Here is a 25,225-nt window from a genome sequence, read left to right as displayed (position 1 = left end):
ACCAAAGGAACTTTGTTGAAGCAAGGGAACAAACCTTTTGCCGAAAAGTTCGGGGCGCCGAGGTTACTTGTCTGAGGAGTCGTCGTGAAACGCATATTGGTTACAGGAGGCTGCGGCTTCATCGGCCGGCATGTCGCACAGGAACTCGTCGAGCAGGATTATTCGGTTCGCATCCTCGATGCGCTGCTGGAGCAGGTGCATGCGGGCGAAGCCGTCGCGCTTCCCGCTGGAACCGAGCTGATCAAGGGCGATGTCCGAGACCGAGAGGCGGTCGCCAGTGCGCTGGAAGGTGTCGACGCGGTCATTCATCTGGCGGCGGAAGTCGGCGTCGGACAATCGATGTACGAGATCGCGCGCTATGTCGGCGCCAATGATCTCGGCACCGCAACGCTACTTGAAGCATTGATCAAGCACCCGGTCGAACGGATCGTCGTCGCCTCGTCGATGAGCGTCTATGGCGAAGGGCTCTATGCAACGTCCGACGGCCGGCGTGTCGACAATGCTCGGCGCAAGGCGAGCGACATCAGGAGCGGGCAATGGAACCCGCTGTCGCCAGATGGAGACGCCCTCTCGCCGCTGCCGACGGACGAAGAAAAGCCGGTCGATCTCGCCTCCATCTATGCGCTGACAAAATATGCCCAGGAGCGCGCCGTGCTGATCTTCGGCGAGGCCTATGGCGTCGATGCGGTCGCGCTGCGCCTGTTCAATGTCTTCGGCGCCGGCCAGGCGTTGTCGAATCCCTATACCGGCGTGCTGGCCAACTTCGCTTCGCGTCTCGCCAACGGCCAACGGCCAATGATCTTCGAGGATGGAGAACAGAAGCGCGATTTCGTCCATGTGCATGACGTCGCCCGTGCCTTTCGCCTTGCGCTGCAGCAACGCCAGGCAAGGGGTCATGTCATCAACATCGGCAGCGGCCGCGCCTATGCGATCAGCGAAGTCGCGCGATTGCTGGCCGAGGCCATGGGGACACCGAACCGCTCGCCGGAACTGCTCGGCAAAGCCCGCTCCGGCGATATCCGCAACTGCTTCGCCGATATCTCCAAGGCCCGTGAGCTGCTCGGTTTCGAGCCGGTGCGGCAACTGGAGAATTCGCTCGGCGAGTTCGTTTCCTGGGTGCGTAACACGTCTGCCGTCGATCGCGGCGCCGACATGAAACGCGAGCTCGAAGAACGTGGGCTGGTGTCATGAACACACGCAATCGACGCGACGCGCCGGTCGCCATCATCGGCGGCAGCGGCTTCATAGGATCGAACCTCGCCGACAGCCTGTTGTCGGGTGGCGAGCCGGTACTGGTGATCGACAATCTCAGCCGTCCGGGCGTCCAGCAGAACCTTGAATGGCTGGCGCAAAAACACGGTGGTCGCCTCACGGTGGAGACGATCGACGTGCGAGACGCCAACGCCCTGGCGCCTGTCTTGATGGTTTCCAAGGCAATTTTCCATCTGGCCGCGCAAACCGCCGTCACCACAAGCTTGGTCCAGCCGGGCGAGGATTTCGACATCAACCTTCGCGGGACGTTCAACGTTCTGGAGGCCGCGCGGCTGAGCGGTGAGCATATCCCTGTGATCTTTGCCAGCACCAACAAGGTCTATGGCAGCCTGCCCGACGTAGCGGTCCGCGAGGATGGCGATCGCTATGTGCCTTGCGACAGCGTCATCCAGGCGAACGGCATCGATGAGGCTCGGGGCCTGGACTTCTGCACGCCCTACGGTTGCTCCAAAGGCGCGGCGGATCAGTATGTGCTCGACTATGCCAAATCTTACGGCATGCCGACGGCGGTTCTGCGGATGAGCTGCATCTATGGACCGCGACAGTTCGGAACCGAGGACCAGGGCTGGGTCGCACACTTCCTGCTCAGCGCGCTGACGGGACGCCCAATCACCATTTACGGCGACGGCAGGCAAGTGCGCGATATCCTGCATGTCTCCGATGCCGTCGCCGCCTACAGGGCCGTGCTCGATCGCATCGAGACCACCAAAGGCCAGGCATTCAATCTTGGCGGCGGCCCGGAAAATGCGGTCAGCCTGCGCAGGCTGTTGAGCGAGATCCGTAGCCTGACCGGCCATGAGCTCTCGATTCGCCATGATGGGGAACGCACCGGCGACCAGCCCTTCTTCGTCGCCGACACCCGCAAGATCAAAACCGCGCTTGGCTGGATGGCCCATGTTTCATGGCGCGAAGGCATCCGCGACCTCGCCGACTGGCTGCGCCGCCATCGGCTCGAGCCTCGCCCTGAAGCCGTGAGGTACGTTGCATGAAAATCGCCCTGGTAAACCCGTCCTGGACGTATGACGACAGCATTTATTTCGGCTGCCGCCAACCGCATCTGCCGCTGGAACTCGGCTATTCGAAGGCCCTGCTCGAAGCCGCCGGACATCAGGTGCTGATGCTGGATGGCCAGTTGCAGAAGCTCGATAATTCCGGTCTCTGCGAGCGGGTGGCTGATTTCGCCCCGGCTATGACCGTCGTCAGTACCGCCCCGACCTATCTGTTCTGGCGCTGCGCACCGCCGGAATTGCGTGTGCCGGCCGATTTCCTCAACCGTCTGGCCGGGCGCGGTGGACGCACGGTCGCGGTCGGGCCGCACGGCTCTGCAACGCCGGCGCCGACCTTGCGCAAGCTCGGCGTCGACATCGTCGTGCGCGGCGAATGCGAAGAAGTCGTCGAGCAACTTGCCCGGCGCGACGATTGGAGCGCCGTGCCCTCAACCGCTTATCTGCGGGATGCCAGGGTTGTTTCGAACGGCGGCGTCCACGCCAGCTCGTTTGTCGATCATCCGCCACTCGAATGGCCAGCGGACTGGATCGCAGCCCATGCGCATCACCATCACAGGTTTGACGACAGTCAGGTCGGGTTCGGCGCGGAAGTGGAGGCATCGCGCGGCTGTCCCTACAATTGCAGCTTCTGCGCCAAGATCGATTTCCGTGATGCCTATCGCCGTCGAAACCACGAAGCGGTGGTAGCGGAGATCGATCGGCTGATTGCCCAAGGTGTCGGCTACGTCTACTTCATCGACGAGATCTTCCTGCCGCAAAAAGCGTTACTGGAAGCCTTGGTCGATCGCGACGTGAAATTCGGCGTACAGACCCGCATCGATCTGTGGAAGCCCGAGCTGCTGGAATTGCTGGGCGCCGCGGGCTGCGTCTCCATCGAGGCCGGGCTCGAAAGCCTGACCGTCGAAGGCCGGGCGATGCTGGCCAAGCGCTGCCGGCTGGGGACCGAGGAACTCGCCGCGCTGCTCGTCGATGCCAGACGTCACGTTCCATTTGTCCAGGCCAATCTGATCGGCGTGGTCGAAGATGATCCCGCCTTGGTCGAGCATTGGCGAACTCACCTGATCGACCACGGCGTATGGGCCAACGAACCTGTGCCGCTTTACCCGTATCCGAGTTCGCCCAGCTACCGCGAGATGTGGGGCGAACCCGACGACCTTGCCTGGGAGCGGGCCCATGATCACTACCTCGCGTCGTTCCAGAAATTCAGTGACATCCAGGAGAGGCGCCCGCGGCCGCTGGCGGAGCTGGAGGCGACATGTTGCGGACACTGACGCCGCGCTCGCGGCGCATCCTGATGACCGTCGATGCCGTGGGCGGCGTATGGCGCTATGCCCTCGATCTGGCACGGGAACTTGTGAACGGCGGCGACAGCGTGGTGCTTGCCGGCCTCGGTCCACAACCGTCGAGGCAGCAAGCTGCGGAGGCGGAGGCTTTCACGACGCTGATCTGGTTGAGTACGCCGCCGGATTGGATGACCCGCGACGGCGGCGACCTCGACGCGCTGCCGCGGGAATTGCTTGCGCCCATGCGCGACCACGCCATCGACCTTGTCCATTTCAACGCGCCGACGCAGGCATCGGGATTCGATGCGCCATGCCCAGCCGTGGTGGTCTCCCATTCCTGCGTGACGACATGGTTCCACGCCGTCAGGAAACAGACAGTGGATGGCGCATGGGCCTGGCAGAAGGAGCGCAACAGGCGCGGCTTGGATCGGGCCGACGCAGTCATCGCGCCGAGCCGCAGCCACGCCGACATGCTTGAGACCTGCTACGGCCCGATCGCGCGCCTGCACGTCGTGGCGAATAGCGCCCGCCCCGTCCCGAGAGCCGAAAAGCGTCAACCGCTCGTCTTCGCCGCCGCCCGTTGGTGGGACGAGGGCAAAAATGCGGCGGTGATCGACCAGGCCGCGTCACTGACGCAATGGCCCATCTTTGCCGCCGGTTCGATGCACGGTCCCAACGGCGGGCGTGCCGGCTTCAGCTATGCCGTTCCTCTGGGAGCACTGCCGTCTCACGAGGTGCGCTCCTTGATGGCGCGCGCCGGTATTTTCGTGTCGCCATCGATCTATGAGCCATTCGGTCTGGCCGCGCTGGAAGCTGCCATGTCGGCAACGCCACTGGTGCTTTCCGACATCGCAACCTATCGCGAACTATGGGACGGGGCCGCGATGTTCTTTGATGCGCGCAATCCGCACGACCTCACTGCCTGCCTCAATCGTCTCTCCAGCGACGCCGAATTCAGGCGGGAGCTCGGCCAGGCAGCCATGCGACGGAGCCGCCGGTTTACACTGGTCAGGCAAGCGGCTGCCATGCGAGGCGTCTACGACAAGGCGGCCCTGGCCATGGCGGGGCGCTGACCATGCGCTTTCTGTTCTACACCCACTCGGTCGTTTCCGACTGGAACCACGGCAATGCCCATTTCCTGCGCGGTATCATGCGGGAACTGGTCGCGCGCCGGCACCAGGCGGTCGCGCTGGAGCCCGCGGACGGCTGGAGCCGTTCGAACCTGCTGGCCGAGAAGGGATCCTTCGCCATCGAACGCTTCCGCAAGGATTTCCCAGAACTGATGCCGGTGACCTACGATGCCGGGTTCGATCACGAAGCGTGGATCGCTGAGGCCGACGTTGTGATCGTTCATGAGTGGACGGATCCGGAGCTTGTCGCACGCCTCGGCCGTGCCCGGGCCGCTGGCGGCAACTTCATCCTTCTGTTTCATGACACCCACCACCGGGCCGTATCGGCCACCGAGGCAATCTCGGCGCTGCGGTTGGAGCACTATGACGGCGTTCTCGCCTTTGGCGAGGCCTTGCGCGAGAGCTATCTGCGCGCCGGCTGGGGCAAGCGCGTCTTCACCTGGCATGAAGCCGCGGACGATCGCCTGTTCAAGCCGCACCCGGAGATCCACGTCACGTCCGATCTGGTCTGGATTGGAAACTGGGGCGACGATGAACGAACCGTCGAACTCAGGGAGTTTCTGATCAAGCCGGTCCGCGATCTCGGCCTCGAGGCCACGGTGCACGGCGTCCGCTATCCCAAGCCGGCGCTCACGGACCTAGCCGCCGCCGGACTGCGCTATGACGGATGGATCGCCAATGCCGACGTGCCGAAGGCGTTCGCCGCGCATCGTGTCACCGTCCACATCCCACGGCGCCCCTATCGTGAGGGTTTGCCCGGAATTCCGACGATCCGCATGTTCGAGGCGCTCGCCTGCGGCATTCCGCTGATTTCAGCACCATGGTCCGATGTCGAGCAGCTGTTCAGGCCCGGCGTCGACTTTCTGTTTGCCCACAATGGCTCGCAAATGCGGCAACACCTGCGGGCGGTATTGGCCGATGCGGATTTCGCGGCTTCCCTGGTGACTTCGGGTCTCGAGACCATCCGCTCGCGGCACACCTGCTCGCACCGCGTCGACGAGTTGTTCGGCGTGCTCACGGAATGCACAGCCGAACACACCATCAACAAGACCACCGCAAAGGAAGCCGCCGCATGAAGATGGCATTCTACGGATCGAGCCTCTTGTCGTCCTACTGGAACGGTGCCGCGACTTACTATCGCGGGTTGCTGAAGGCGCTTTCCCAATTGGGCTACGAAATCACCTTCTATGAGCCCGACGTCTACGACCGGCAGGAGAACCGCGACATCGAGGCGCCTGACTGGTGCACTGTGGTCGTTTATGAAGCGACCCAGCACGCGCTGATGCAGGTCGCGGCACGCGCCGCCAGCGCCGACATCGTCGTCAAGGCGAGTGGCGTCGGTTTCGAGGACGAGGCGCTGCTGCGCGCCGTCCTCGACAACGCCCGCAGCGACGCGCTGGTGGTATTCTGGGACGTGGACGCTCCAGCAACCCTTGCCCAGCTGCGCGACGAACCGGACCATCCGCTCCATGGCGCCCTTCAAGAAATCGACCTTGTCCTGACCTATGGCGGCGGCGACCCCGTCGTCTGGGCCTACCGTGCCATGGGCGCGAACGAATGCGTGCCGATCTACAATGCGCTCGATCCCCAAACGCATCATCCGGTCGACAGCAATGCGCGTTTCGCTTGCGATCTGGGGTTCCTGGGCAACCGGCTGCCGGATCGTGAGGCACGCGTCGAAGCGTTCTTCCTCGATCCCGCAAGCCAGCTTCCGAAACAGCGTTTTCTGCTCGGCGGATCTGGCTGGGGAGACAAGCCGCTTCCCGCCAATGTCGGCTGGCTTGGTCACGTTGGCACCCGCGATCATAATGCCTTCAACGTCACACCCAAGGCAGTGCTGAACATCAGTCGCGACAGCATGGCCGTAAACGGTTTTTCACCGGCCACGCGTGTCTTCGAGGCGGCCGGCGCCGGTGCCTGCCTCATCACCGACGCATGGCTGGGCGTGGAACTGTTCCTGAAACCAGGCGAGGAGATCCTGGTGGCGCGCGACGGCGGCGATGTCGCCGAGATCATGCGCTCGCTGACCTCCAGTCGTGCAAAAGCAATCGGCCAGGCCGCACTTTGCCGCGTGCTGGCCGACCATACCTACGCGCTGCGGGCGGACGTGGCCGATGCCGTCTTCAAACGTCATTTCGAGCAGGGGACCGTGGAGGCAGCGGAATGACCAAGCAATTGAACATCGTCTTTCTCGGCCTGTCGCTGTCCTCGTCCTGGGGAAACGGCCACGCCACGACGTTTCGAGGCCTGCTGAAAGGTCTGCACGAACTCGGCCACCGCGTGACCTTTCTGGAGCGCGACGTGCCGTGGTACGCCAACCACCGCGATCTGCGAGATCCGGATTTCTGCGCCTTGCGCTACTACGAAACCACTGCGGAGTTGCAACGCGACTACGCCCGGTGCCTGGAGCAGGCCGACATCGTCGTCATCGGCTCCTTCGTGCCGGAAGGGCGCGTGGTCATCGACATCGTCGCGTCATTTTGCAAGGGGCGCTTCTGCTTCTACGACATCGACACACCGGTGACCGTGGCGCAGCTTTCGGCCGATGATTGCGATTATCTGAGCTGGCGGCAGATTCCGTATTTCGATGTCTACTTCTCGTTCACCGGCGGGCCGATGCTTGGCCATCTGGTGGAGGAGTTCGGCGCGCGCCGAGCCGAACCGCTCTACTGCTCGGCCGACCCGGAACGGCATCACCGGACCGGCGATCCGATCCGCTGGGATCTCGGCTATCTCGGCACCTACAGCGCGGATCGGCAGGCAACGCTGAACGCGCTGCTGCTCGAACCCGCACGGCATATGCCGGACCGCCGTTTCGTCGTAGCGGGCTCGCAATACCCATCCGACATCACCTGGCCGGACAATGTCGAACGCATCGAACATTTGCCGCCAGCCGATCATGCCGCGTTCTACAGCCGTCAGCGCTACACGCTGAACGTCACACGCAGTTCCATGATCGCTGCCGGATGGTCGCCCAGTGTGCGCCTGTTCGAAGCGGCTGCTTGCGGCACGCCCATCATCAGCGATCGCTGGCCAGGGCTCGACAGCTTCTTTCCCGCATCGGCGATCCACACCGCCGGAGAAACGGACGCTGTCGTCGAGATCCTCTTCGGCGAGTCCGAGCGCACACGCCGGGCCATGGCCCGCCGGGCCCGCGAACGCGTCCTCGCATTCCACACCGGTGCGGCCAGGGCCCGCGAATTCGTGACGGCGTTGACACAGCCAAGGGCGGCGGCCCTCGATTTCGACATCGGAAGCGCAGCATGACCGGCATACAGGAGAAAACGACGATGCGACAAAAAAGAAACGCGCAAAGGGCAAAGGCAGTGCTTGTTGCCGGCGGTGCGGGATTCCTCGGTTCGCATCTTTGCGAAGCATTGCTTCGCGACGGCTGGCGCGTGATCTGCGCCGACAATTTCCTGACTGGGCGCATGGAGAACATCATCTCGATCATGGACCAGCCGGGTTTCCGATTGATCGAGCAGGACATCTGCCGGCCATTGGATCTCGGCGAGCCCGTGGAGCGTATCTTCAATCTGGCATGCGCTGCCTCGCCGCCGCGTTACCAGGCCGACCCGATCCACACCACGCGAACCTGTGTGATCGGCACGCTCAACCTGCTTGAACTCGCTGCCCACAATAACGCGCGGCTGCTACAGGCCTCGACGAGCGAAGTGTATGGCGATCCGGAGCAACATCCTCAGAAGGAGGACTATGTTGGCCATGTGAACTGCACCGGCCCACGCGCCTGCTACGACGAGGGCAAGCGCACCGCCGAAACGCTTTGCTTCGACTATCTTAGAGCCGGCAAAGCCGACGTGCGCGTCGCGCGCATCTTCAACACCTACGGTCCGAGAATGGATCCGGCGGACGGCCGCATCGTCTCGAACCTGATCATGCAGGCGCTCGAGAAACGTCCTCTGACGATCTTCGGCGACGGCTTGCAGACGCGATCCTTCTGCTACGTCTCCGATCAGATTGATGGATTGAGGCGACTGATGGATATCGATCCCAATCCGGGCAAGCCGGTCAACCTGGGCAATCCCGGAGAATTCAGCATCGTGCGACTGGCGGCGTTGGTAAAGGCGATGACCGGCACCAAATCGGATCTGAGATTTCTGCCGCTGCCGCAAGACGATCCTCGGCGCAGGCAGCCCGATATTTCGCGTGCAAAAGCGCTGCTCGGCTGGACACCGAAGGTGCCCCTCAACGAAGGGCTCAAGCTGACGATCGATTATTTCGCGGCGCTCGAAGGCAGTCGCATCGGCGATCAGATGACAGGCTTTGCCAAAAGGGCGAGACCCGCATCCGGCGGGCTGCAGAACCTTCCGGCATGATGCGAGCCGGCGGTCGAATCTTTCCCGAGATCGTGCGGAACATCCGCCCAAGCTTGTGGTTTGGCGGGAGGACCCGATACGGAGGATCATCCTCATGCGACCCAAGCGACCCGCGAGAGAGATCGACCAGATGGCCGAACGTGAGACGGCTGCCTATCTGCGGCGCGCCTCGATCACCTATCTCGAGTGCTGCGTCAGCCTGATGATGACGCATCTCCAGCGGGAGGAAGTGGCCACTATTCTCGAGCAGGAAGCGGACATGTTGCGAAAGCTGGACTGATCGGAACGATCATGGCCGGCATTCGTCCAGGAACCGTATCAGTCGCATCCTATATCGGTCTGCCGTCGCGGCCAGCCTTGCTTTTTCCCGGCCATTTTCGGATTGCGCAGCCGTGCTCCAGAGCCCGAGCTGGAATGCCAAATAGCACGGTTCGAAAAAGCCGATGTGGCCGTTGTCGATGGCAAGCTTCATTCCTTGGACCAGGGTCCTCACATCGCTGTCGGATAGCCCGTACTCGACACGGGCGCCGGCAATGTCCCACTCAATCGGCTGGCAGCCGATCAAATTGTGTGCCCGGCAATGGTCGACAGCATCTGTCTTGAGCACCCTGCCGTCGGCACGAACGAGAAATTCCCACGGTTGGAGCTTGCCGTCGATTTCAACCCGCTGAAGCACATGCGCGGGAGTTTTTTTCGAGAGCCAACCGCGCAACGTCGCCGCGCGTTTTTCGCCCACGGCTTCCGACGCATTGGAAACAGCCATCTCCGCGAGTGCAAGCAATGATGCACCCGGTTCGCAAGTTCGAAGATTGACCGCACGCCAGGCCAGGTAATTTGTGAACTCCGCGATCCGTCTTTCCCTGGGCAGCGGCGCCTGATCCATCGTGGTGCCGTCAATCCACCGTTCAACCAGAAAGCCATGGCAAAGCGCGACAACTTGCGATCCGAACCCGGCTTCATACAACATCCCCGCGGCTCGTTTCTTGCGCAGTCCGGTTTCGCCGAGGCCGGCAAATTTGACGAGCCAGCGGTCACGCCCGGCGGACGCCAGGAATTTGCGCCGCTCGTTACCGCGTGGGCTCGGCGGCCAGCGCCCTTCATCGGCGTAGTGGGCGGCCCGCCACTCGCCGCCAGATAGCTCGGTCAGGCTTAATTCCGGCCTGCCGACCGCCTCGGCCACCCAGTCGCGCAACGTGGGAATTTTCGAGCTTTCGGAGAAGGTGCATTCAAACGCCGTCGCCACATGCTTCGGACAGCGCGACCATGTCTCCCGAGCCTCCCGCGACGCTTCGATGCCCGGGCCGCCTGAATGGCTGGGAAACAGGTGAATGCGGTCCGTATGGATACCCAGTTCACGCAGCCACACGATAACGGCATGCATCGAACTGCCGGACAGGCCAGGACCCTCGTCGACAACGGCGAAACGCGCCGATGGATTGTTCATCCAAGTGGCGATCGACCGCGGATCGGCGTTGATATGCCTGCGGAAGGGATGGCCGATCGGGCGAACGCTGAATGGTGCCGGCGCACCAATCGAGGCCGCCACCATAGCTGCCAGCCCGAGGCCAATGCTGCGGACGCCGATCACGCATGTGTTCGCATCGAGACCCGACTTCTGCGCCGCGTCCAAATAGCTTTCGGGATAAAGCGCATAATGCGCATAACCCTCGGCAGAGCCGGTCAGAACCTCGGCCTGGCAGTCGAGCCCGGCCAGCAGTTTGAAAAGTCCCGGGTCGATGCCACCGCCGGCGTCAAAACCGCTTCGCCACGACTTCGCCACCTCTGCCGCAAGTCCGACCAGCAACCTGGCGCCTTGCTGTTGTCGTGGCGAAAAGATGTCGATGCCGCTAGTTTCGAAATCGACATCGGCAAGCGCCTGAACCAGCTCCGACACGCTGATGAACAGTCCGACCAATGCAGCATGGCGTTGGATGCCATGAGACATCCGATCCAGGCTTTCGGCCATTTCGCTTGCTGCTTCGCGAAGCTGTTGTGCGTTCTGCGTCTGCTTGTGGTCGCCGTAGACGATCATCGATCGGTTTTCCAATGCTTGCCGTGCGGCAACGCATCGAATGCAGCTTCGATCCATGCTGTCTCGCGCAATTTTTCGATGGGCGGAGGAACATTCCGGCACGCTGATGGTTCGGCGCCAGGAACTTACCTTTGAACAACATAGGGTGGCGGTTCGTGGGATCGAAAAAGGTTCGTGTTGGTATCGTTGGTGTCGGCAACTGCGCATCCTCCCTCGTGCAGGGCCTCTCCTTTTACCGTCACGCGAAAAGCAACGAACCAATCCCTGGGCTGATGCATGCCGACCTCGGCGGCTACCATGTCGACGACATCGAGATTGTCTGCGCATTCGATGTCGCCAGGAGCAAAGTTGGCCTCGACGTCGCGGAAGCGATCTACGCCGCCCCCAACAACACGTTCCGCTTTGCCGACGCGTTGACAACCGGCGTTCGCGTCGAGCGCGGACCGACGCTGGACGGGATCGGCAAATATTTGCGTGACGAGATTGAAGAAGCTCCGGAGCCGGTTGCCAATGTCAGCGAGATCCTGCGCGACAGCAACGCTGACGTGCTGGTTTCCTACCTGCCGGTGGGTTCCGAGGAGGCGACCTGCTTCTATGCCGAATGCGCACTCGAGGCCGGCTGCGCCTTCGTCAATTGCATACCCGTTTTCATCGCCTCACGTCCGGAATGGCGCCGGCGCTTTGAGCAGCGAGGACTGCCGCTGGTCGGCGACGATATCAAGAGCCAGGTCGGCGCGACCATCGTGCACCGGTTGCTGGCCAATCTCTTTCGCGAACGCGGCGTGCGCATCGACCGCACCTATCAGCTGAATTTCGGCGGCAACACCGATTTTCTCAACATGCTGGAACGCGAGCGGCTGGAATCGAAGAAAATCTCGAAGACACAGTCCGTGGCCAGCCAGTTCGATGTTCCCCTGGAGCCGGGCAATATCCATGTCGGCCCGAGCGACCATGTGCCTTGGCTCACCGATCGCAAATGGGCCTATATAAGGGTGGAAGGCACGACTTTCGGCGGCGTGCCGCTCAATGCCGAACTCAAGCTGGAAGTCTGGGATTCTCCAAATTCAGCCGGCGTGGTGATCGATGCGTTACGCTGCGCCAAGCTGGCGCTCGATCGCGGCATAGCCGGTGCCCTGACCGGTCCCTGCAGTTATTTCATGAAGTCGCCTCCCGAACAGTTCACCGACGCCGAAGCGCGGCAGCGCACGCTTGCGTTCATCGCTGGCAAGGACGAGCCTTTGCTCGATGCCGCAGAATGACGACGACCTTCTTTCTGATCCGCCATGCGGCACACGACAATGTCGGCTCTTATCTTGCAGGCCGGATGGACGGCGTTCGCCTCGGCGATGCCGGCAAGGCACAGGCAGCGCAGCTTGGCGGCCGCATGGCCCGGGAGCCTATCGTCGCGATCCTGTGCAGCCCGCGTGAGCGTACGCGAGAGACGGCGCTGCCAATCGCGCTAGCCTGCGGTGTCGGGGACATCGCGATCTGCGCCGAACTCGACGAGATCGACTTCGGCGACTGGTCGGGAAAGACTTTCGATGAGCTGAATGGCGACGCCAGTTGGCGAGCGTGGAATGACCAGCGGCAGGAGGCAAGGACACCGAGTGGCGAGACCATGCAGGATGTCCAGCAACGCATTGTGTCGCTGATGGCCGCGGTCCGCGAGCGGCATCAGAACCAATGCGTCGCCCTGGTCAGCCATGCCGATGTGATCAAGGTCGCCGTCTGCACCGTCCTTGGCTTGCCGGCCGGTGACTGCTTTCGCTTCGACATCGATCCCGCCTCGATCACGACGATCGTGTCGGGGGACTGGGGGGCGAAGCTGATCCGATTGAACGAAGTTGCCTGACGAGGATTTGCCGGATGCAGATGGTCATTTTCGGTCTTACCGTCACGTCTTCATGGGGTAACGGCCATGCCACTTTATGGAGGGGACTGATCAGAGCCCTCGCCCGGCGCGGCTGGTCCATTACCTTCTTCGAACGCGACACACCCTACTATGCCGGAACGCGCGATCTCGATCATCTGGACGGCGGCAACGTCGTGCTCTACCCGGACTGGGAGGACATCCGCCGGGTCGCGGAGCAAACGATCAAACGATCGGATGTCGTGATCGTCACCTCTTATTGTCCCGACGCGGTGGACGCCTCGCGGCTGGCGCAGCAGGCAGGCCGCGGAGTGCGTGTCTTCTACGATCTGGACACTCCGGTCACGCTTGCCCGCATCGAACAAGGTGAGCGTCCACCCTATTTCGGCCCCGAGGGTCTTGCGGATTTCGATCTCGTCCTGAGTTACACAGGCGGCCCGGCGATCGACGCGCTGAAGTCGGTGCTGGGTGCGCACCACGTGGTGCCGCTCTATGGGCATGTCGATCCCGACCAACACCGGCCGGCAGCGCCGCGAGCCGATTTCAGGGCCGATTTGTCCTATCTCGGAACCTATGCGCCAGATCGCCAGGCAGCAGTCGAAAATCTGCTGGTTCGCCCAGCTGCGCGCTTGCCGGACCAGCGCTTCGTCATCGGCGGCGCACAATACCCGCAGGAATTCCCGTGGAGCGACAACATCTTCTTCGTCAGGCACCTTCCGCCGGCCGATCATCCGGCGTTTTTCTCATCCTCTCGTCTGACGCTGAATGTCACCCGCGAGGCGATGGCGCAAAAGGGCTGGTGCCCTTCAGGTCGGTTGTTTGAAGCTGCGGCATGTGGAGTGCCGATCATAACCGACACCTGGCCGGGCCTAAGCAGCTTCTTCGAACCCGGCAGCGAGATCCTGCTGGCCCACGACACCGATGACGTCGTCGCGGCGCTCGCCTTACCCGCAGGAGAACTCGATGCCATCAAAACCCGAGCGCGCGAACGGGTTCTCGACGAACACACCTCTGCCCGGCGCGCGGCGGAGCTGGACCACATTCTAAACGACGCCTTTCAAAGATCTCCCGGCGAACCGATGATGGAAGCAGTCTGATGTTGGGCATCGTGCCCGCTGCCGGGCGCGGCAGCCGCATTCAGCCGCTCGGCTTCTCCAAAGAGCTGCTGCCGGTCGGCAGTCGGATCGATGGGCAGACCGAGCGTCCCTGCGCCGTGAGCGAGTATCTGGTGCGGCGGATGGTGCGCGCCGGCGTCGACAAGATCTGCTTCATCATTGGATCGGGCAAATCCGACATCCTCGAATATTACGCCGCCGGCTATGGTGACGCCGCGGCTCTCTTCGTGGTGCAGCCCAATCCGGTTGGGCTTTGCGATGCGATTTTTCGGGCAGCTCCTCTCGTCGCGCCCAATGAGGTCGTCCTGGTCGGCCTTCCCGACACGATCTGGTTTCCCGAGGATGGCTTCTGTCATTTGCCTGACGATCAGCTTTCATTTCTGCTCTTCCCGGTGGATCGTCCGGAATTCTTCGACGCCGTCATTGTCGATGACCACGAGCGCGTGATCGAAATCCAGGTCAAGCAACAGGATGCCGGCACGAACTGGGTTTGGGGTGCGTTCAAGATGCCGGGCCAGATTCTGCATCAGCTTGCGGCACTCTGGCGCGAGCGGGAATGCCGTGACGAATATATCGGCACGTTGGTCAACGCCTACCTTGCGGCCGGAGGTCAAGCCTCCGGCGTCAAGGCTGGGTCCGCCTATGTCGATGTCGGCACGTTCAATGGCTATCGCACGGCTCTGCGGCTGCTCGAGGACGGCGCCGCACCCGTCCATCACCAAACCGCCACGATTATGCCAGGTGCCCGTTCGCATGTGCCTGTCGTTCCCGGCGAAGGAGCCTGATCATGCTGCATTCCCATGCCGAAATCCGCCGCCGTATCGATGCTCTCGGCCCATGGTTCCACAACATGGAACTGGCGGGTGTCGAAACCGCTCCCAACCATTTTCTCGGCAATTATCCGCTGATCAAATGGCGCAAATTCGCCGAGGCCATTCCCGCGGATCTGACAGGCAAGACGGTGTTGGATATCGGCTGCAATGCCGGTTTCTATTCCATCGAGATGAAACGGCGAGGTGCTGCCCGTGTCCTCGGCATCGATTTCGATGAGGCCTATCTGGCGCAGGCCCGCTTTGCCGCCGAGATCGCCAATTGCGAAATCGAATTCCAGAAACTTTCGGTCTACGACGTCGGCGCCCTGCGCGAAACATTCGATATCGTGCTGTTCATGGGGGTGCTTTATCACTTGCGCCACCCCTTGCTCGCGCTCGACCTTATCCGTGAGCATGTCGCCGGTGACCTGATGATCTTCCAGTCCATGCAGCGCGGCAGCACAGATCTGCCCGAGATGGAAGAGAACTATCATTTCTGGACGCATGACCTGTTCGACCGGCCGGAATTTCCCAAGCTCCATTTCATCGAGCACCGCTATGCCGACGACCCGACCAACTGGTGGATTCCCAACCGCGCCTGCACCGAAGCGATGCTGCGCAGCGCCGGATTTGAAATCGTCCTGCATCCGGAGCAGGAGGTCTATTTCTGCCGCGCCGCCGGCGACCCGGCCAGTGGCGGTCCCGTCTACCCCTCGAAAGGACAGCGCCATGATTGAAGCCGCGATGATCTGGAACGAGCCCAACAACAAATCGCATTGGGACCCGGAACTCGACCCTGATTGGAGCCGCTTTGCCAGGATGGCGATCCTGTCGGCGGACGCAATCGCATCTGAAAACCCGGCTTTGACCAAAGTGCTCGGCGGCATCTCGCCGATAGATCCGGGGTTCATCACCCGCATGAAGGAATTCGGCGTGCTGGATCATGTAGATGCCGTCGCTGTGCACGGCTTTCCCCTCGACTGGAATCTGTGGCAGATCCAGGAATGGCCGCAGAAGATCGGCGAGATCGCGACCGTCACCGACCTTCCCATCTGGGTCAGCGAAGTCGGCGTATCGACCTTCGGCGCCGAGGAAATCCAAGTCTGGGGGCTCAAGCGCACAGCTGAATTGCTGCTCGGCAATGCGCCACGCATCCAGTGGTACAGCCTCTATGATCTTCCGCGTGAATGGGAAGCAACGACGCGGCACCGCGAAGCCGAGGGCTCGTCTTATTACCGGCATTTCCATATGGGGCTGCTGCGCCAGGACGGCACGCCAAAGCCCGCGCTGGAGGAATTCCTGCGCCATGCACCTGCAATGGGCCTGGTGCAGTGGTTTCATTTCGAAGACCCGCGGCTGGACGATGCCGTCGCCTGGATGAAGCGGCTGGGTGTCACCAATATGCGTACCGGGCTTTCCTGGGCGGACAGCTTTCGGCCGAATGCGCTGGACTGGTTCGACCGGCAGATGGAAGCACTCGCCGATTTCGATGTGACGGTCACCTTCTGCTTCACACCTCAGCACCGCGGAATGATGCCCCACCACACCAGCCCCCCCCTGGTGCCGGAGGAGTTCGCGGAATTCTGTTCAACCATGATCCGCCGCTATGCGCCTGGCATGACATCCGCCTCGCTCCCCACGCAGCGGGCCTCGGCCGCGTGAAATGTCATGGTGCCCATGCATCAGATGCCGGGCTCCGCGACGCCGTTGACAGGTGGAGATGCGGCGCAGGGCAACGAGACGCGACCGGCCGCGACGCTCACCGTCCTCAATGTCGCCTACCCTCTCGCACCCGTCGGCCCCGACGCTGTCGGCGGTGCCGAACAGGTTCTGTCGATGCTCGATCGGGCACTGGTTCAGGCCGGTCATCGATCTATCGTCATTGGCTGCCGAGGCTCCAGAACGAGCGGCACGCTTGTGGAAATACCGGCCGAAAACGGCGTACTCGACGAGGCGGCGAAGAGCCGCGCGCAACAGGCCCATCGCGACGCGATCGCGGCTGCCCGCGCCCGATGGCCCATCGACGTGGTTCATCTGCACGGCATTGATTTCGACGCTTATCTGCCCGACGATGGTCCGACGTTGGTGACCCTCCACCTGCCATTGGATTGGTATCCGGCCGCGGCATTGCGCCCGACGCGCGGTGACCTCTGGCTCCATGCGGTCTCGCCCAACCAGCAGAAAACCGCGCCATCAGGCGCCAGGCTGTCGGCGCCGATTCCAAACGGCGTTGACATCGAAGCACTGACCCTGCTGCAGCCGAAGCGCGACTTTGCCCTTGTTCTAAGCCGGGTTTGCCCGGAAAAGGGCGTCCACCTGGCGCTCGACGCAGCCAAACAGGCAGATGTGCCGCTGGTCATCGGCGGCAAGGTCTATCCCTATGAAACGCATACGCGGTACTTTCGCGATGAGGTCCAATCTCGCCTCGATGGCCGCCGCCGCTTCCTTGGCCCGCTCGGCTTCACCGCCAAGCGACGCATTCTCAACGCAGCGCGCTGTCTGGTCATTCCGAGCCTCGCAGCCGAGACCAGCTCGCTTGTGGCCATGGAGGCCCTCGCCTGCGGTACCCCGGTGGTCGCCTTTCCAAATGGTGCGCTTCCCGATGTCATAGAGCACGGCAGGACGGGCTTTCTCGTCGACACGGTCGATGAGATGGCCCAAGCCATTCTTGCGGCGTCCAGCTTGGATGCCGAGACATGCAGGGCCGAAGCGCGACGGCGGTTTTCGCTGGAACGGATGATCTCGTCTTACATGGACGCCTATCAGGCGCTGGCACAGCTTGGCAGTGGTCGCCGGCGCTTCGCCGCGGTGCCGTGAGTAAAGCTGTGCTGCGCAGCGAAATCATCGGTGACCTCGCACAATTCGACGCCTTGACGCCGCACTGGTGGAAACTGTGGCAGCAGAGTCCCTCGGCGACGCCGTTTCAATCTCCCGCCTGGCTGGTGCCGTGGTGGCACGCATTCGCACCCGGTGAACTGGCGACGGTCGCGGTATGGCGCGGCGGCGATCTGGTCGGGCTGGCGCCGCTCTATCTCGAGCATGGGACCGCCGGTTCGAAGCTGCTTCCGGTCGGCATTTCGCTCAGCGACTACCTGGACATTCTGGCTGTCCCTGGGATCGAAGCCGAGGTCGTCGCCATTGTCGCCGAGTCGATCCTCTCGATCGGGTGGGTGCAATGGATCTTGTCGGACTTGCCGCAGGACAGCGTCGCCCTTGCGATGACGCATCCCGAGATGGATTGGCCGACCGCTCATGCCGCCTGCCCCGTGCTCGCCCTCGCCGGCGACGAAACGCTTGCAGGCTGCGTCCCCGCAAGACGCAGACGCCAGTTGTGTCGGGCGCGTCAAGCCGCATCAAGATGCGGCCGGATCGCGATGTCGTCGGCGAGCGGCAGTCCGCAAACCTTCCTCGATCAGTTGATCCGCCTGCACAATATGCGCTGGGCCGAACAAGGAGGCGGTGTGTTGGCCAACGCCGCCGTCGAGCAATTCCATCGGCTCTCACTTCCCGTGCTCGATGCTCACGGTCTGGTGCGATGCTGGCTGTTCGCGATCGATGGCGGGACCGTCGGCGCCTATTACGGATTTCACCACTGCGGCCGTGCCTATGCTTACCTCGGTGGCTTCGACCCTGCTTATGCCGAGGAGAGCCCAGGCGCGATCCTGATTGGCCACGCAATCGCGGAAGCGATCCGCGAAGATGCGCGCGAGTTCGATTTCCTGCGCGGCCAGGAGGCCTATAAATATGGCTGGGGTGCCGTCGACAGGTGGACGATGCGCAGGGTCTGGACGCGGAGTTGATGCATGAGTGTAACCGCACCGAAAGCCGCCCGGCGCCTGACATCGGTCGGGCTGGCGGTTGAAGACTGCGTGGCCGATGGCATTTGCGCCGAAGGCGTTCTCGTCAGACTGGCGCTCCACCTGCCGCCCACAATTGGAGCGGCGGAATTGGCGGAGGTCGTGCTGAAGGTCCAGCCGGCGGATGCCGGCGACGCAGCAAGGCTGCGAAAGGTCGCCGGACTGCTGCGCTGCAAGCCAGACGTCTTCGCCATGTTGCAGGCAGCGGGTGGCGCCGTTCGGCATGAGCGCAATGAGGATGAGACGAATGTCGCTGTCGTCAGGCGGCTGGCCTCCAGCTTCGATGCCGCGGCAGCGATTTCGGGAGCCGCGAGTGTCCAACTGGCATCCCTCGGCGATGAGGCAAGGCTCACAGCCACGACCAACGAAATCGTTGCATGGCTGGAAGCGCGAGAATTCACCGGAAGGGAACGGAGCATCCTCGACATCGGTTGCGGCATCGGCCGTTTCGAGCGTGCGCTGTGCAAATCCTTCAAGCGGATGGTCGGCATCGACATATCGCCGCGGATGATCTCCATCGCCTCCGAGCAATGCGCCGCACTCGGCAATGTCGAGTTGCGACAAACCTCCGGTCTCGATCTGTCCGAATTCGCCGATGCCAGTTTCGATTGCGTGCTGGCGGTGGACAGCTTTCCCTATCTGGTTCTGGCCGGCATGGCTGATCGGCATTTCGACGAAATTGCGCGCGTTCTGAAACGGCCGGGCTGGCTCGCCTTGCTGAACTATTCCTATCGCGGATCACTTCTCTCAGACCGCGATGATATCGGCCGTCTGGCGCAAACTCATCAATTGCGGGTCCTCATCGACGGCGAGAAGCCGTTTCGGTCGTGGGATGGCGACGCCTTTCTGCTCGCTGGGTGAAGCGGAACATTACAGCCCGATGCCAGTTCGGACGTCGAACAACGGGCACCGACGAGTGTCCCCGATTCGAAGGAGGATATCATGGCATCCGGCGGTAAAAAACATTTCGGCCGCAGCAGCCGGGCAAGAGTGCCGGCGCCGGCGCGGTGACCTCCCCGGAGAAGGACGAGATCGAAGAAACCGCGGTCTTGTCGAATCGCGACAAGAAGCAGCATGGCCAGGAGCGCGGGCAGGACGGCAATCGGATCAAGTCCGATCAATATCCGGGTGACGCCGCTGACCGATTGCCTGAGGACTGAACGCCACCGCAGCGCGTCCATGGCCCGCGGCGACGAAGGAGCTGCAAGGAAATAAACTTGTGCAAGGGGCCGCTGGTGAGCTTCTTGGCGGTGGACACCGCCTTGTAATGCAAGGCGCTTGCCACCACACTAGGATCAAGGGACCGCTATCAAGAGAATGTGATGTCTCGTTCGAGCGACGATACCGCGGATCCGCATGTCGAGATGGCTGTGGATCAGGAGATTGCTTCCCTGCTGGCCGCCATAGAGCAGGAAAAAATTCCAGACCGCCTGACCAAGCTGGCGATCGAATTGCAAAACGCGCTCGTCGAGAAACGTCGACGCGACGTGAAGAACTGACTATCTGCGGCCGTCGACCTCGACATCAAGCTGACCATCCGAAAGCTGGTTTCTTCTCTCCATCAATGTCTCCAGCGAACTCTCTCCAAGGAATTCAAGGATGTTGGCGCGCGCACGGTTCAGGCGGCTTTTGACCGTCCCGACCGCGCAACCGCATATGTCGGCGGTTTCCTCGTAGCTCACTCCCAAAACGCCGATCAGCATCAGGACTTCGCGTTGGTGTTCAGGCAGCCTTTGAATGGCGCCGTGAACTTCCCTGCTCTGAACGGTCCATTCCTGGGTGGCTTCCGAAATCGGTCTCGAAGACGCGCAATCGAGCAGTCCTGGCGCCTCCCGGGCAGCGATCTTGACCCGGGTGTAATAAGTGTTGCGCATGATGGTGAAGAGCCACGACTTCATGCGCGTACCGGGTTCGAACTTGTCGATGTTGGCGAGACCCTTGGTCAGTGTCTCCTGCACGAGATCGTCGGCGTCGTCAGGGACGCGGCAGAAGGTGCGCGCGAATGCCCGCAGGGCAGGTATCAGGTCAACGATGGAAACTTCATTGGTTTCCTGGTCGGCCAAAAGGCAGCCTCCGGATGACAATGGTCCAGCTCCCAGAAGAAAGAGTGTGTGAACGCAGCCCCAGCTAAATGCATGGAAGTTTGGTTCGTTCCTCGTGCTGGAGACAACTCTTCATAAATTCTGCGCAGGCGGAGATATCTGTCATCCGATCGGCGCGCACCATCGCCGCAGCAGTCACGGCTCCTCCGACAGCGGTGTCTCCACAGCGTCCATTTTTTACGGGAACAAAGCCGCTCACCGGCAGTTTGATGGCTTGACCACTTCAACCTTCCGGTATCGATCGAGGACCTGTCATGGCCAAATCCGCTCGCCCCTCCGCTCGCCAATCGGCAAGTGGACTGGATCAGAATAGCGCGCGCGGAAATGGCGGCGAGTTGCACCAGATCGCGGGGGATGAAACGCCTGCCCTTACGACGGCGCTCGGAACGCCTGTCTCCGACGACCAAAACACATTGCGGATCGGTGAGCGCGGACCGTCGCTGATCGAGGACTTTCACTTTCGCGAGAAGATTTTCCACTTCGACCACGAACGCATCCCGGAAAGGGTCGTTCATGCCCGCGGCTACGGTGCGCATGGTTTTTTCGAGACCTACGAGTCACTTGCCAAATACACACGTGCCGACATTTTCCAGCGAGTTGGTGAAAAGACGCCGGCATTCGTTCGTTTCTCGACGGTTGCCGGCAACAAGGGCTCGTTCGATCTCGCCCGCGACGTGCGCGGCTTCGCGGTCAAGCTCTACACCAAGGAAGGCAATTGGGACCTGGTCGGCAACAACATCCCGGTCTTCTTCATCCAGGACGCCATCAAGTTTCCCGATCTGATCCACGCCGCCAAACAGGAGCCCGACCGCGCCTTTCCGCAGGCACAGACGGCGCACGACAATTTCTGGGACTTCATCAGCCTGATGCCGGAATCGATGCACATGGTGATGTGGATCATGTCGGATCGCGCGATCCCGCGTTCCTTCCGCTTCATGCAAGGCTTTGGTGTGCACACGTTCCGCCTGGTCAACGCGAAGGACGAATCCACCTTCGTCAAGTTCATCTGGAAACCCAAGCTCGGCATGCAATCGGTGGTCTGGAACGAGGCGGTCAAGATCAACGGCGCCGATCCCGACTTTCATCGCCGCGATCTGTGGGACGCCATACAGGCCGGCAATTTCCCGGAATGGGAGTTGACGATGCAACTGTTCGATCAGGCGTTTGCCGACAGTTTCGACTTCGATATCCTGGATGCAACGAAGATCATTCCCGAAGAGGTCCTCGAACCAATTCCGGTCGGTCGGCTGGTGCTCGACAGGATGCCGGATAATTTCTTCGCCGAGACCGAGCAGGTTGCGTTCATGACGCAGAATGTGCCGCCCGGAATCGATTTCTCCAACGATCCGCTTCTGCAAGGCCGCAACTTCTCTTATCTCGATACCCAATTGAAACGGCTGGGCAGCCCGAACTTTACCCATCTGCCGATCAATGCGCCGAAGTGCCCGTTCGCCCATTTTCAACAGGACGGGCACATGGCCATGCGCAATCCGGCCGGTCGCGCCAATTATGAGCCGAACTCATGGGGACTGGGACCGCGCGAGGATCCGCAGCGTGGCTTCCGTTCTTTCGCCGATGCCGAAGAAGGGCAGAAAGTACGTCTGCGCGCGGAGAGCTTCGCCGATCACTACAGCCAGGCCCGGCAATTCTTCAACAGCCAGACACCACCGGAGCAGCGTCACATCGCGATGGCGCTGACCTTTGAACTGAGCAAGGTCCAGGCACCGGCGATCCGCGAGCGGATGGTTTCGCATTTGTTGAACATCGATGAAACGCTGGCGACCACCGTAGCCGACAAGCTCGGCATCCGTGACATGCCCGAACCTGCCGAAGCCGCCGTTCCGCCGCGCGACGACTTGCCGCCGTCGCCGGCGCTCAGCATCATCCAAAACGGGCCCGACAGTTTCGAAGGCCGCAAAGTCGGTGTCATGCTCAGCGATGGAGCCGATGTCGCGCTGTTCGAGGAACTTCGTTCCGCCATCGAAGCGGAAGGCGCGGTGATGGAGGTGATTGCGCCCAAGGTGGGCGGCGTCGAAGCCGCCGACGGTACTCACATCGAGGCAAGGCACATGATCGACGGTGGTCCATCCGTATTGTTCGACGCGGTGGTGCTGCTCCTCTCCGAGGCGGGCGCCGAGCTGCTGGTCAAGGAGGCCGCTGCGAAGGATTTCGTGTCTGATGCGTTTGCGCATTGCAAGTTCATCGGCTTCACCACAGGGGCCGAGCCGCTCCTGATCAAAGCAGGCGTCGCTCCCGATGCCGACGAGGGGCTGACGCGGCTGGATTCCGCAGCTTCGGTAACTGCGTTTGTGCAGTCATGCCGCAAACTGCGGCTCTGGGCGCGGGAGGCGGCTGTCAAGCTTTGATGCGATGGCGCCAGCTGTTCCGTTGGCGTGTCCGCAAGCCTTGGTTGCCGCCAAACCAGCCGGCACCGCAATCTACGAGCGGCCTTCCTTGCTGGACGCTTGTTGCCGCTGCTTTTCCAGGACCTCGTCGGTCCCGACCAGCTTCTTTGCTCCGCCTGAAATGGTCGTGGACACCACCGAGGGTGGATCGCTCGCCGGAAAGGAATCCTCCAACCCCGCCTGCAGTTGGTCCTCGAGCGTCTGTGGTTCTTCGGAACGGCCGGGCGTTCTGCGCGTGTCTATCTTCTCAAGTGCCTGTTTCTTTTTTGGCGAATCGTTGGCGTTCCGGACCAGGGCGTAAAGCTGCTCGATCGCGAATTCCTTGATCGATTCGAAATCGGCCCGATCGTCCTTTGCTGCCTCGATTTGATCAACCATGGCTTTCTCGAAGCGGTCGAGGCTGTCGGCTCCGCAGGCATGGGAAAGGCGCAACAAGGCCTCGTTCAGCATCAACGGAGCGAAATGTGCTGAAGCTTCAAGCCTGAGTTGCCTTAAACGATCCGGAGTGGCGGCCTGCAACTTTGACATGGACAACCTCATTTCTCCCACAAACGTCTCAACGACATTTGACCGCCGATGTTCCACCATGCCTGAACATCCTTCCCACCCGGCGAGCTACAGGAACCAGCTTGCTACCAACCCCGCCGACGCCGCAAGAATCGCCAGGATCGTCACCCCACCCAGGATGTTCGTGCTTGTGCTGTTGACCTTGTCACCCATGATCTTGCGGTTGTTGGTCATGATGAGAAGGAGAAGCAGCAGCGGCGGCGTTGAAAATCCTTGCACGATGCCGGACCAGACCAGAGCTTTCATCGGGTTGAAGCCGAAGAAATTGAGGCCCACCGCCACCAGCGTTATGACCCCGATCACGATGTAGAATTTGGGAGCCTGCCGGGGTTTGGCATGCAAGCTATTCTTCCATCCCATCGCCTGAGCGAAATCGAAAGCGGCGCCAGCGGTCATGATCGGCACGGCCAGAAAGCCGACGCCAATTATACCGGCCGCAAAGAGAATGCCGGCAGCGTCGCCGGCAAGCGGCCGCAGCGCTTCGGCCGCCTGTGCCGCTGTCTCGATCTGCGTCTGCCCGGCCTTGTAGAGCGTCGACCCTGTCGAAAGGATGATGAAATACATGATCAGATTGGAAAACGTCATGCCGATTAGGATATCGCGGCGGGATCGGCGCAGCTCGCCCTCGGTGGCGCCTTTGCGCTCTTCGAGGCTCGTTCGACCCTTGGCGATCTCCTCCTCCACCTCCTGATTGGACTGCCACGTGTAAAGGTATGCGGAGAGCGTGGTCCCGACGATGGCGACGAGGATGGACAGGTATTCGCGGCTGAACTCGATTTTTGGCAATAGCGTGCCACGCAGAACGGAGGCGGCATCCGGTTTGGCAAGCACCGCGGAGACCACATAGGCAAGCAGAGCCAGAGCCAGCCACCGGAACACATTTCGGATCAATTTATACGATCCGAACACCTGCAGGGCAAAAATGACGACCGCAACGACAATGACGACCAAGGGAGCAGGCAGAGGAACGAACAGCACGATGGCCGCCGACATGGCGCCAAGGTCGGCGGCTGCCTCGATCGTGTTGCCAATCAGTACGCCCACCAGCACAGACCATAGCAGCCAACGCGGATAGAAGTCCGATATGACCTTGAAGAGCCCGCGACCCGAAACCTGGCCAAGTTTGGATGAAAGGTAGACGACGAGATACATCATCGGCAGCGTGACAGGTGCCGTCCACAGCAGGTCGGGGCCGAACCGGGCTCCGGCGCTCGCGTAGGTACCGATGGCCGAGCAGTCGTCATCGGCCGCGCCGGTGATCAAACCAAGCCCGAGAGCCCGAACGACGCCACCTTTTTTTTGCTCGCTTGCCCTTTGGCCCTCTTCAGGTGGCTTGTTCATTGAAGCGCGTCTTTACCGGGGCCACGCAAGAAATCATGACGAACATTCCAATCGGATGCCGATGAAGCAGCCGTTTCAAGCTGCATTGAGATCAA

Annotated in this window: 25 protein-coding genes; 21 read left to right on the top strand and 4 right to left on the bottom strand. The window is 61.7% G+C overall.

Going from position 1 to position 25,225, the window contains the following annotated elements; genetic code table 11:
- Positions 1-84: 84 nt before the first annotated feature.
- From NKH06_RS02500 to NKH06_RS02460, 9 genes are all read left to right on the top strand, one after another.
- Entirely contained in the window at positions 85-1,191 is a 1,107-nt protein-coding gene (locus tag NKH06_RS02500) for an NAD-dependent epimerase/dehydratase family protein (protein ID WP_352866729.1), read from the top strand.
- The gene (locus NKH06_RS02495) at positions 1,188-2,261 is read left to right on the top strand and encodes an NAD-dependent epimerase/dehydratase family protein (RefSeq protein WP_352773677.1); all 1,074 of its coding nucleotides are present in this window, start codon (positions 1,188-1,190) and stop codon (positions 2,259-2,261) included. Before NKH06_RS02500 ends, NKH06_RS02495 begins: the two co-directional genes overlap by 4 nt.
- Complete coding sequence (locus NKH06_RS02490) at positions 2,258-3,550, top strand: TIGR04295 family B12-binding domain-containing radical SAM protein (RefSeq protein WP_352773679.1); 1,293 nt, start codon at positions 2,258-2,260, stop codon at positions 3,548-3,550. The genes NKH06_RS02495 and NKH06_RS02490 overlap by 4 nt, the downstream gene beginning before the upstream one ends.
- Positions 3,535-4,635, top strand: a complete 1,101-nt coding sequence (locus NKH06_RS02485) for a glycosyltransferase family 4 protein (RefSeq protein ID WP_352773681.1) — start codon at positions 3,535-3,537, stop codon at positions 4,633-4,635. Before NKH06_RS02490 ends, NKH06_RS02485 begins: the two co-directional genes overlap by 16 nt.
- A gap of 2 nt (positions 4,636-4,637) precedes the next feature.
- Positions 4,638-5,768, top strand: coding sequence for a CgeB family protein (locus tag NKH06_RS02480; protein ID WP_023809475.1), 1,131 nt, complete (start codon positions 4,638-4,640; stop codon positions 5,766-5,768).
- A complete protein-coding gene (locus NKH06_RS02475) occupies positions 5,765-6,859 on the top strand; it encodes a CgeB family protein (RefSeq protein WP_352892114.1) in 1,095 nt (364 codons plus the stop codon). The genes NKH06_RS02480 and NKH06_RS02475 overlap by 4 nt, the downstream gene beginning before the upstream one ends.
- Positions 6,856-7,959 carry a CgeB family protein gene (locus NKH06_RS02470; protein WP_352892113.1) on the top strand — a complete coding sequence of 368 codons (1,104 nt, stop codon included), beginning with the start codon at positions 6,856-6,858 and terminating at the stop codon, positions 7,957-7,959. The genes NKH06_RS02475 and NKH06_RS02470 overlap by 4 nt, the downstream gene beginning before the upstream one ends.
- Positions 7,960-7,982: 23 nt before the next feature.
- On the top strand, positions 7,983-9,029 hold the full coding sequence (locus tag NKH06_RS02465; RefSeq protein WP_023809477.1) for a UDP-glucuronic acid decarboxylase family protein: 1,047 nt from the start codon (positions 7,983-7,985) through the stop codon (positions 9,027-9,029).
- A 94-nt stretch (positions 9,030-9,123) separates the two neighbouring features.
- Complete coding sequence (locus NKH06_RS02460) at positions 9,124-9,309, top strand: hypothetical protein (protein WP_352441956.1); 186 nt, start codon at positions 9,124-9,126, stop codon at positions 9,307-9,309.
- A gap of 9 nt (positions 9,310-9,318) precedes the next feature.
- Here NKH06_RS02460 and NKH06_RS02455 read toward each other — a convergent pair whose 3' ends face one another.
- Entirely contained in the window at positions 9,319-11,061 is a 1,743-nt protein-coding gene (locus NKH06_RS02455; protein WP_352892110.1) for a hypothetical protein, read from the bottom strand.
- A 155-nt stretch (positions 11,062-11,216) separates the two neighbouring features.
- On the opposite strand from NKH06_RS02455, the gene NKH06_RS02450 reads away from it, so the two are divergent.
- From NKH06_RS02450 to NKH06_RS02400, 11 genes are all read left to right on the top strand, one after another.
- Positions 11,217-12,320 carry an inositol-3-phosphate synthase gene (locus NKH06_RS02450; protein WP_128303885.1) on the top strand — a complete coding sequence of 368 codons (1,104 nt, stop codon included), beginning with the start codon at positions 11,217-11,219 and terminating at the stop codon, positions 12,318-12,320.
- Positions 12,317-12,913: a histidine phosphatase family protein gene (locus tag NKH06_RS02445; RefSeq protein ID WP_352892109.1), complete on the top strand. Its 597-nt coding sequence runs from the start codon at positions 12,317-12,319 to the stop codon at positions 12,911-12,913. The genes NKH06_RS02450 and NKH06_RS02445 overlap by 4 nt, the downstream gene beginning before the upstream one ends.
- Positions 12,914-12,927: 14 nt before the next feature.
- Complete coding sequence (locus NKH06_RS02440; RefSeq protein ID WP_352551585.1) at positions 12,928-14,028, top strand: CgeB family protein; 1,101 nt, start codon at positions 12,928-12,930, stop codon at positions 14,026-14,028.
- Positions 14,028-14,831, top strand: a complete 804-nt coding sequence (locus NKH06_RS02435; RefSeq protein ID WP_023809483.1) for a sugar phosphate nucleotidyltransferase — start codon at positions 14,028-14,030, stop codon at positions 14,829-14,831. The genes NKH06_RS02440 and NKH06_RS02435 overlap by 1 nt, the downstream gene beginning before the upstream one ends.
- A gap of 2 nt (positions 14,832-14,833) precedes the next feature.
- On the top strand, positions 14,834-15,595 hold the full coding sequence (locus NKH06_RS02430) for a TIGR04290 family methyltransferase (RefSeq protein ID WP_013533206.1): 762 nt from the start codon (positions 14,834-14,836) through the stop codon (positions 15,593-15,595).
- On the top strand, positions 15,588-16,520 hold the full coding sequence (locus NKH06_RS02425; RefSeq protein ID WP_023809485.1) for a glycoside hydrolase 5 family protein: 933 nt from the start codon (positions 15,588-15,590) through the stop codon (positions 16,518-16,520). The genes NKH06_RS02430 and NKH06_RS02425 overlap by 8 nt, the downstream gene beginning before the upstream one ends.
- A 24-nt stretch (positions 16,521-16,544) precedes the next feature.
- On the top strand, positions 16,545-17,675 hold the full coding sequence (locus NKH06_RS02420) for a glycosyltransferase (protein WP_352892108.1): 1,131 nt from the start codon (positions 16,545-16,547) through the stop codon (positions 17,673-17,675).
- On the top strand, positions 17,672-18,658 hold the full coding sequence (locus tag NKH06_RS02415) for a GNAT family N-acetyltransferase (protein ID WP_352892105.1): 987 nt from the start codon (positions 17,672-17,674) through the stop codon (positions 18,656-18,658). Before NKH06_RS02420 ends, NKH06_RS02415 begins: the two co-directional genes overlap by 4 nt.
- 3 nt (positions 18,659-18,661) lie before the next feature.
- On the top strand, positions 18,662-19,576 hold the full coding sequence (locus NKH06_RS02410; RefSeq protein WP_352721182.1) for a class I SAM-dependent methyltransferase: 915 nt from the start codon (positions 18,662-18,664) through the stop codon (positions 19,574-19,576).
- Positions 19,577-19,722: 146 nt separating this feature from the next.
- Positions 19,723-19,875: a hypothetical protein gene (locus tag NKH06_RS02405; RefSeq protein ID WP_352551592.1), complete on the top strand. Its 153-nt coding sequence runs from the start codon at positions 19,723-19,725 to the stop codon at positions 19,873-19,875.
- 162 nt (positions 19,876-20,037) lie between these two features.
- Positions 20,038-20,214 (top strand): hypothetical protein, encoded by a 177-nt coding sequence (locus NKH06_RS02400; RefSeq protein ID WP_127292183.1) that lies wholly within the window; start codon positions 20,038-20,040, stop codon positions 20,212-20,214.
- Here the strand turns inward: NKH06_RS02400 and NKH06_RS02395 are convergent, their stop codons facing one another.
- Positions 20,215-20,778: a sigma-70 family RNA polymerase sigma factor gene (locus tag NKH06_RS02395; protein WP_127292180.1), complete on the bottom strand. Its 564-nt coding sequence runs from the start codon at positions 20,776-20,778 to the stop codon at positions 20,215-20,217.
- 293 nt (positions 20,779-21,071) lie between these two features.
- Here NKH06_RS02395 and katE point away from each other — a divergent pair, with 293 nt between their 5' ends.
- A complete protein-coding gene (katE, locus tag NKH06_RS02390; RefSeq protein WP_352892103.1) occupies positions 21,072-23,183 on the top strand; it encodes a catalase in 2,112 nt (703 codons plus the stop codon).
- Between the two features lie 72 nt (positions 23,184-23,255).
- Here katE and NKH06_RS02385 read toward each other — a convergent pair whose 3' ends face one another.
- Positions 23,256-23,750, bottom strand: a complete 495-nt coding sequence (locus NKH06_RS02385) for a hypothetical protein (protein ID WP_023809493.1) — start codon at positions 23,748-23,750, stop codon at positions 23,256-23,258.
- An 87-nt stretch (positions 23,751-23,837) separates the two neighbouring features.
- On the bottom strand, positions 23,838-25,130 hold the full coding sequence (locus NKH06_RS02380) for an Nramp family divalent metal transporter (RefSeq protein ID WP_128303878.1): 1,293 nt from the start codon (positions 25,128-25,130) through the stop codon (positions 23,838-23,840).
- Between the last annotated feature and the right edge of the window lie 95 nt (positions 25,131-25,225).

The sequence above is a fragment of the Mesorhizobium sp. M1342 genome, from assembly GCF_040317955.1.
Taxonomy (GTDB): Bacteria; Pseudomonadota; Alphaproteobacteria; order Rhizobiales; family Rhizobiaceae; genus Mesorhizobium.
This window is presented reverse-complemented; position numbering and strand designations above follow the sequence as displayed.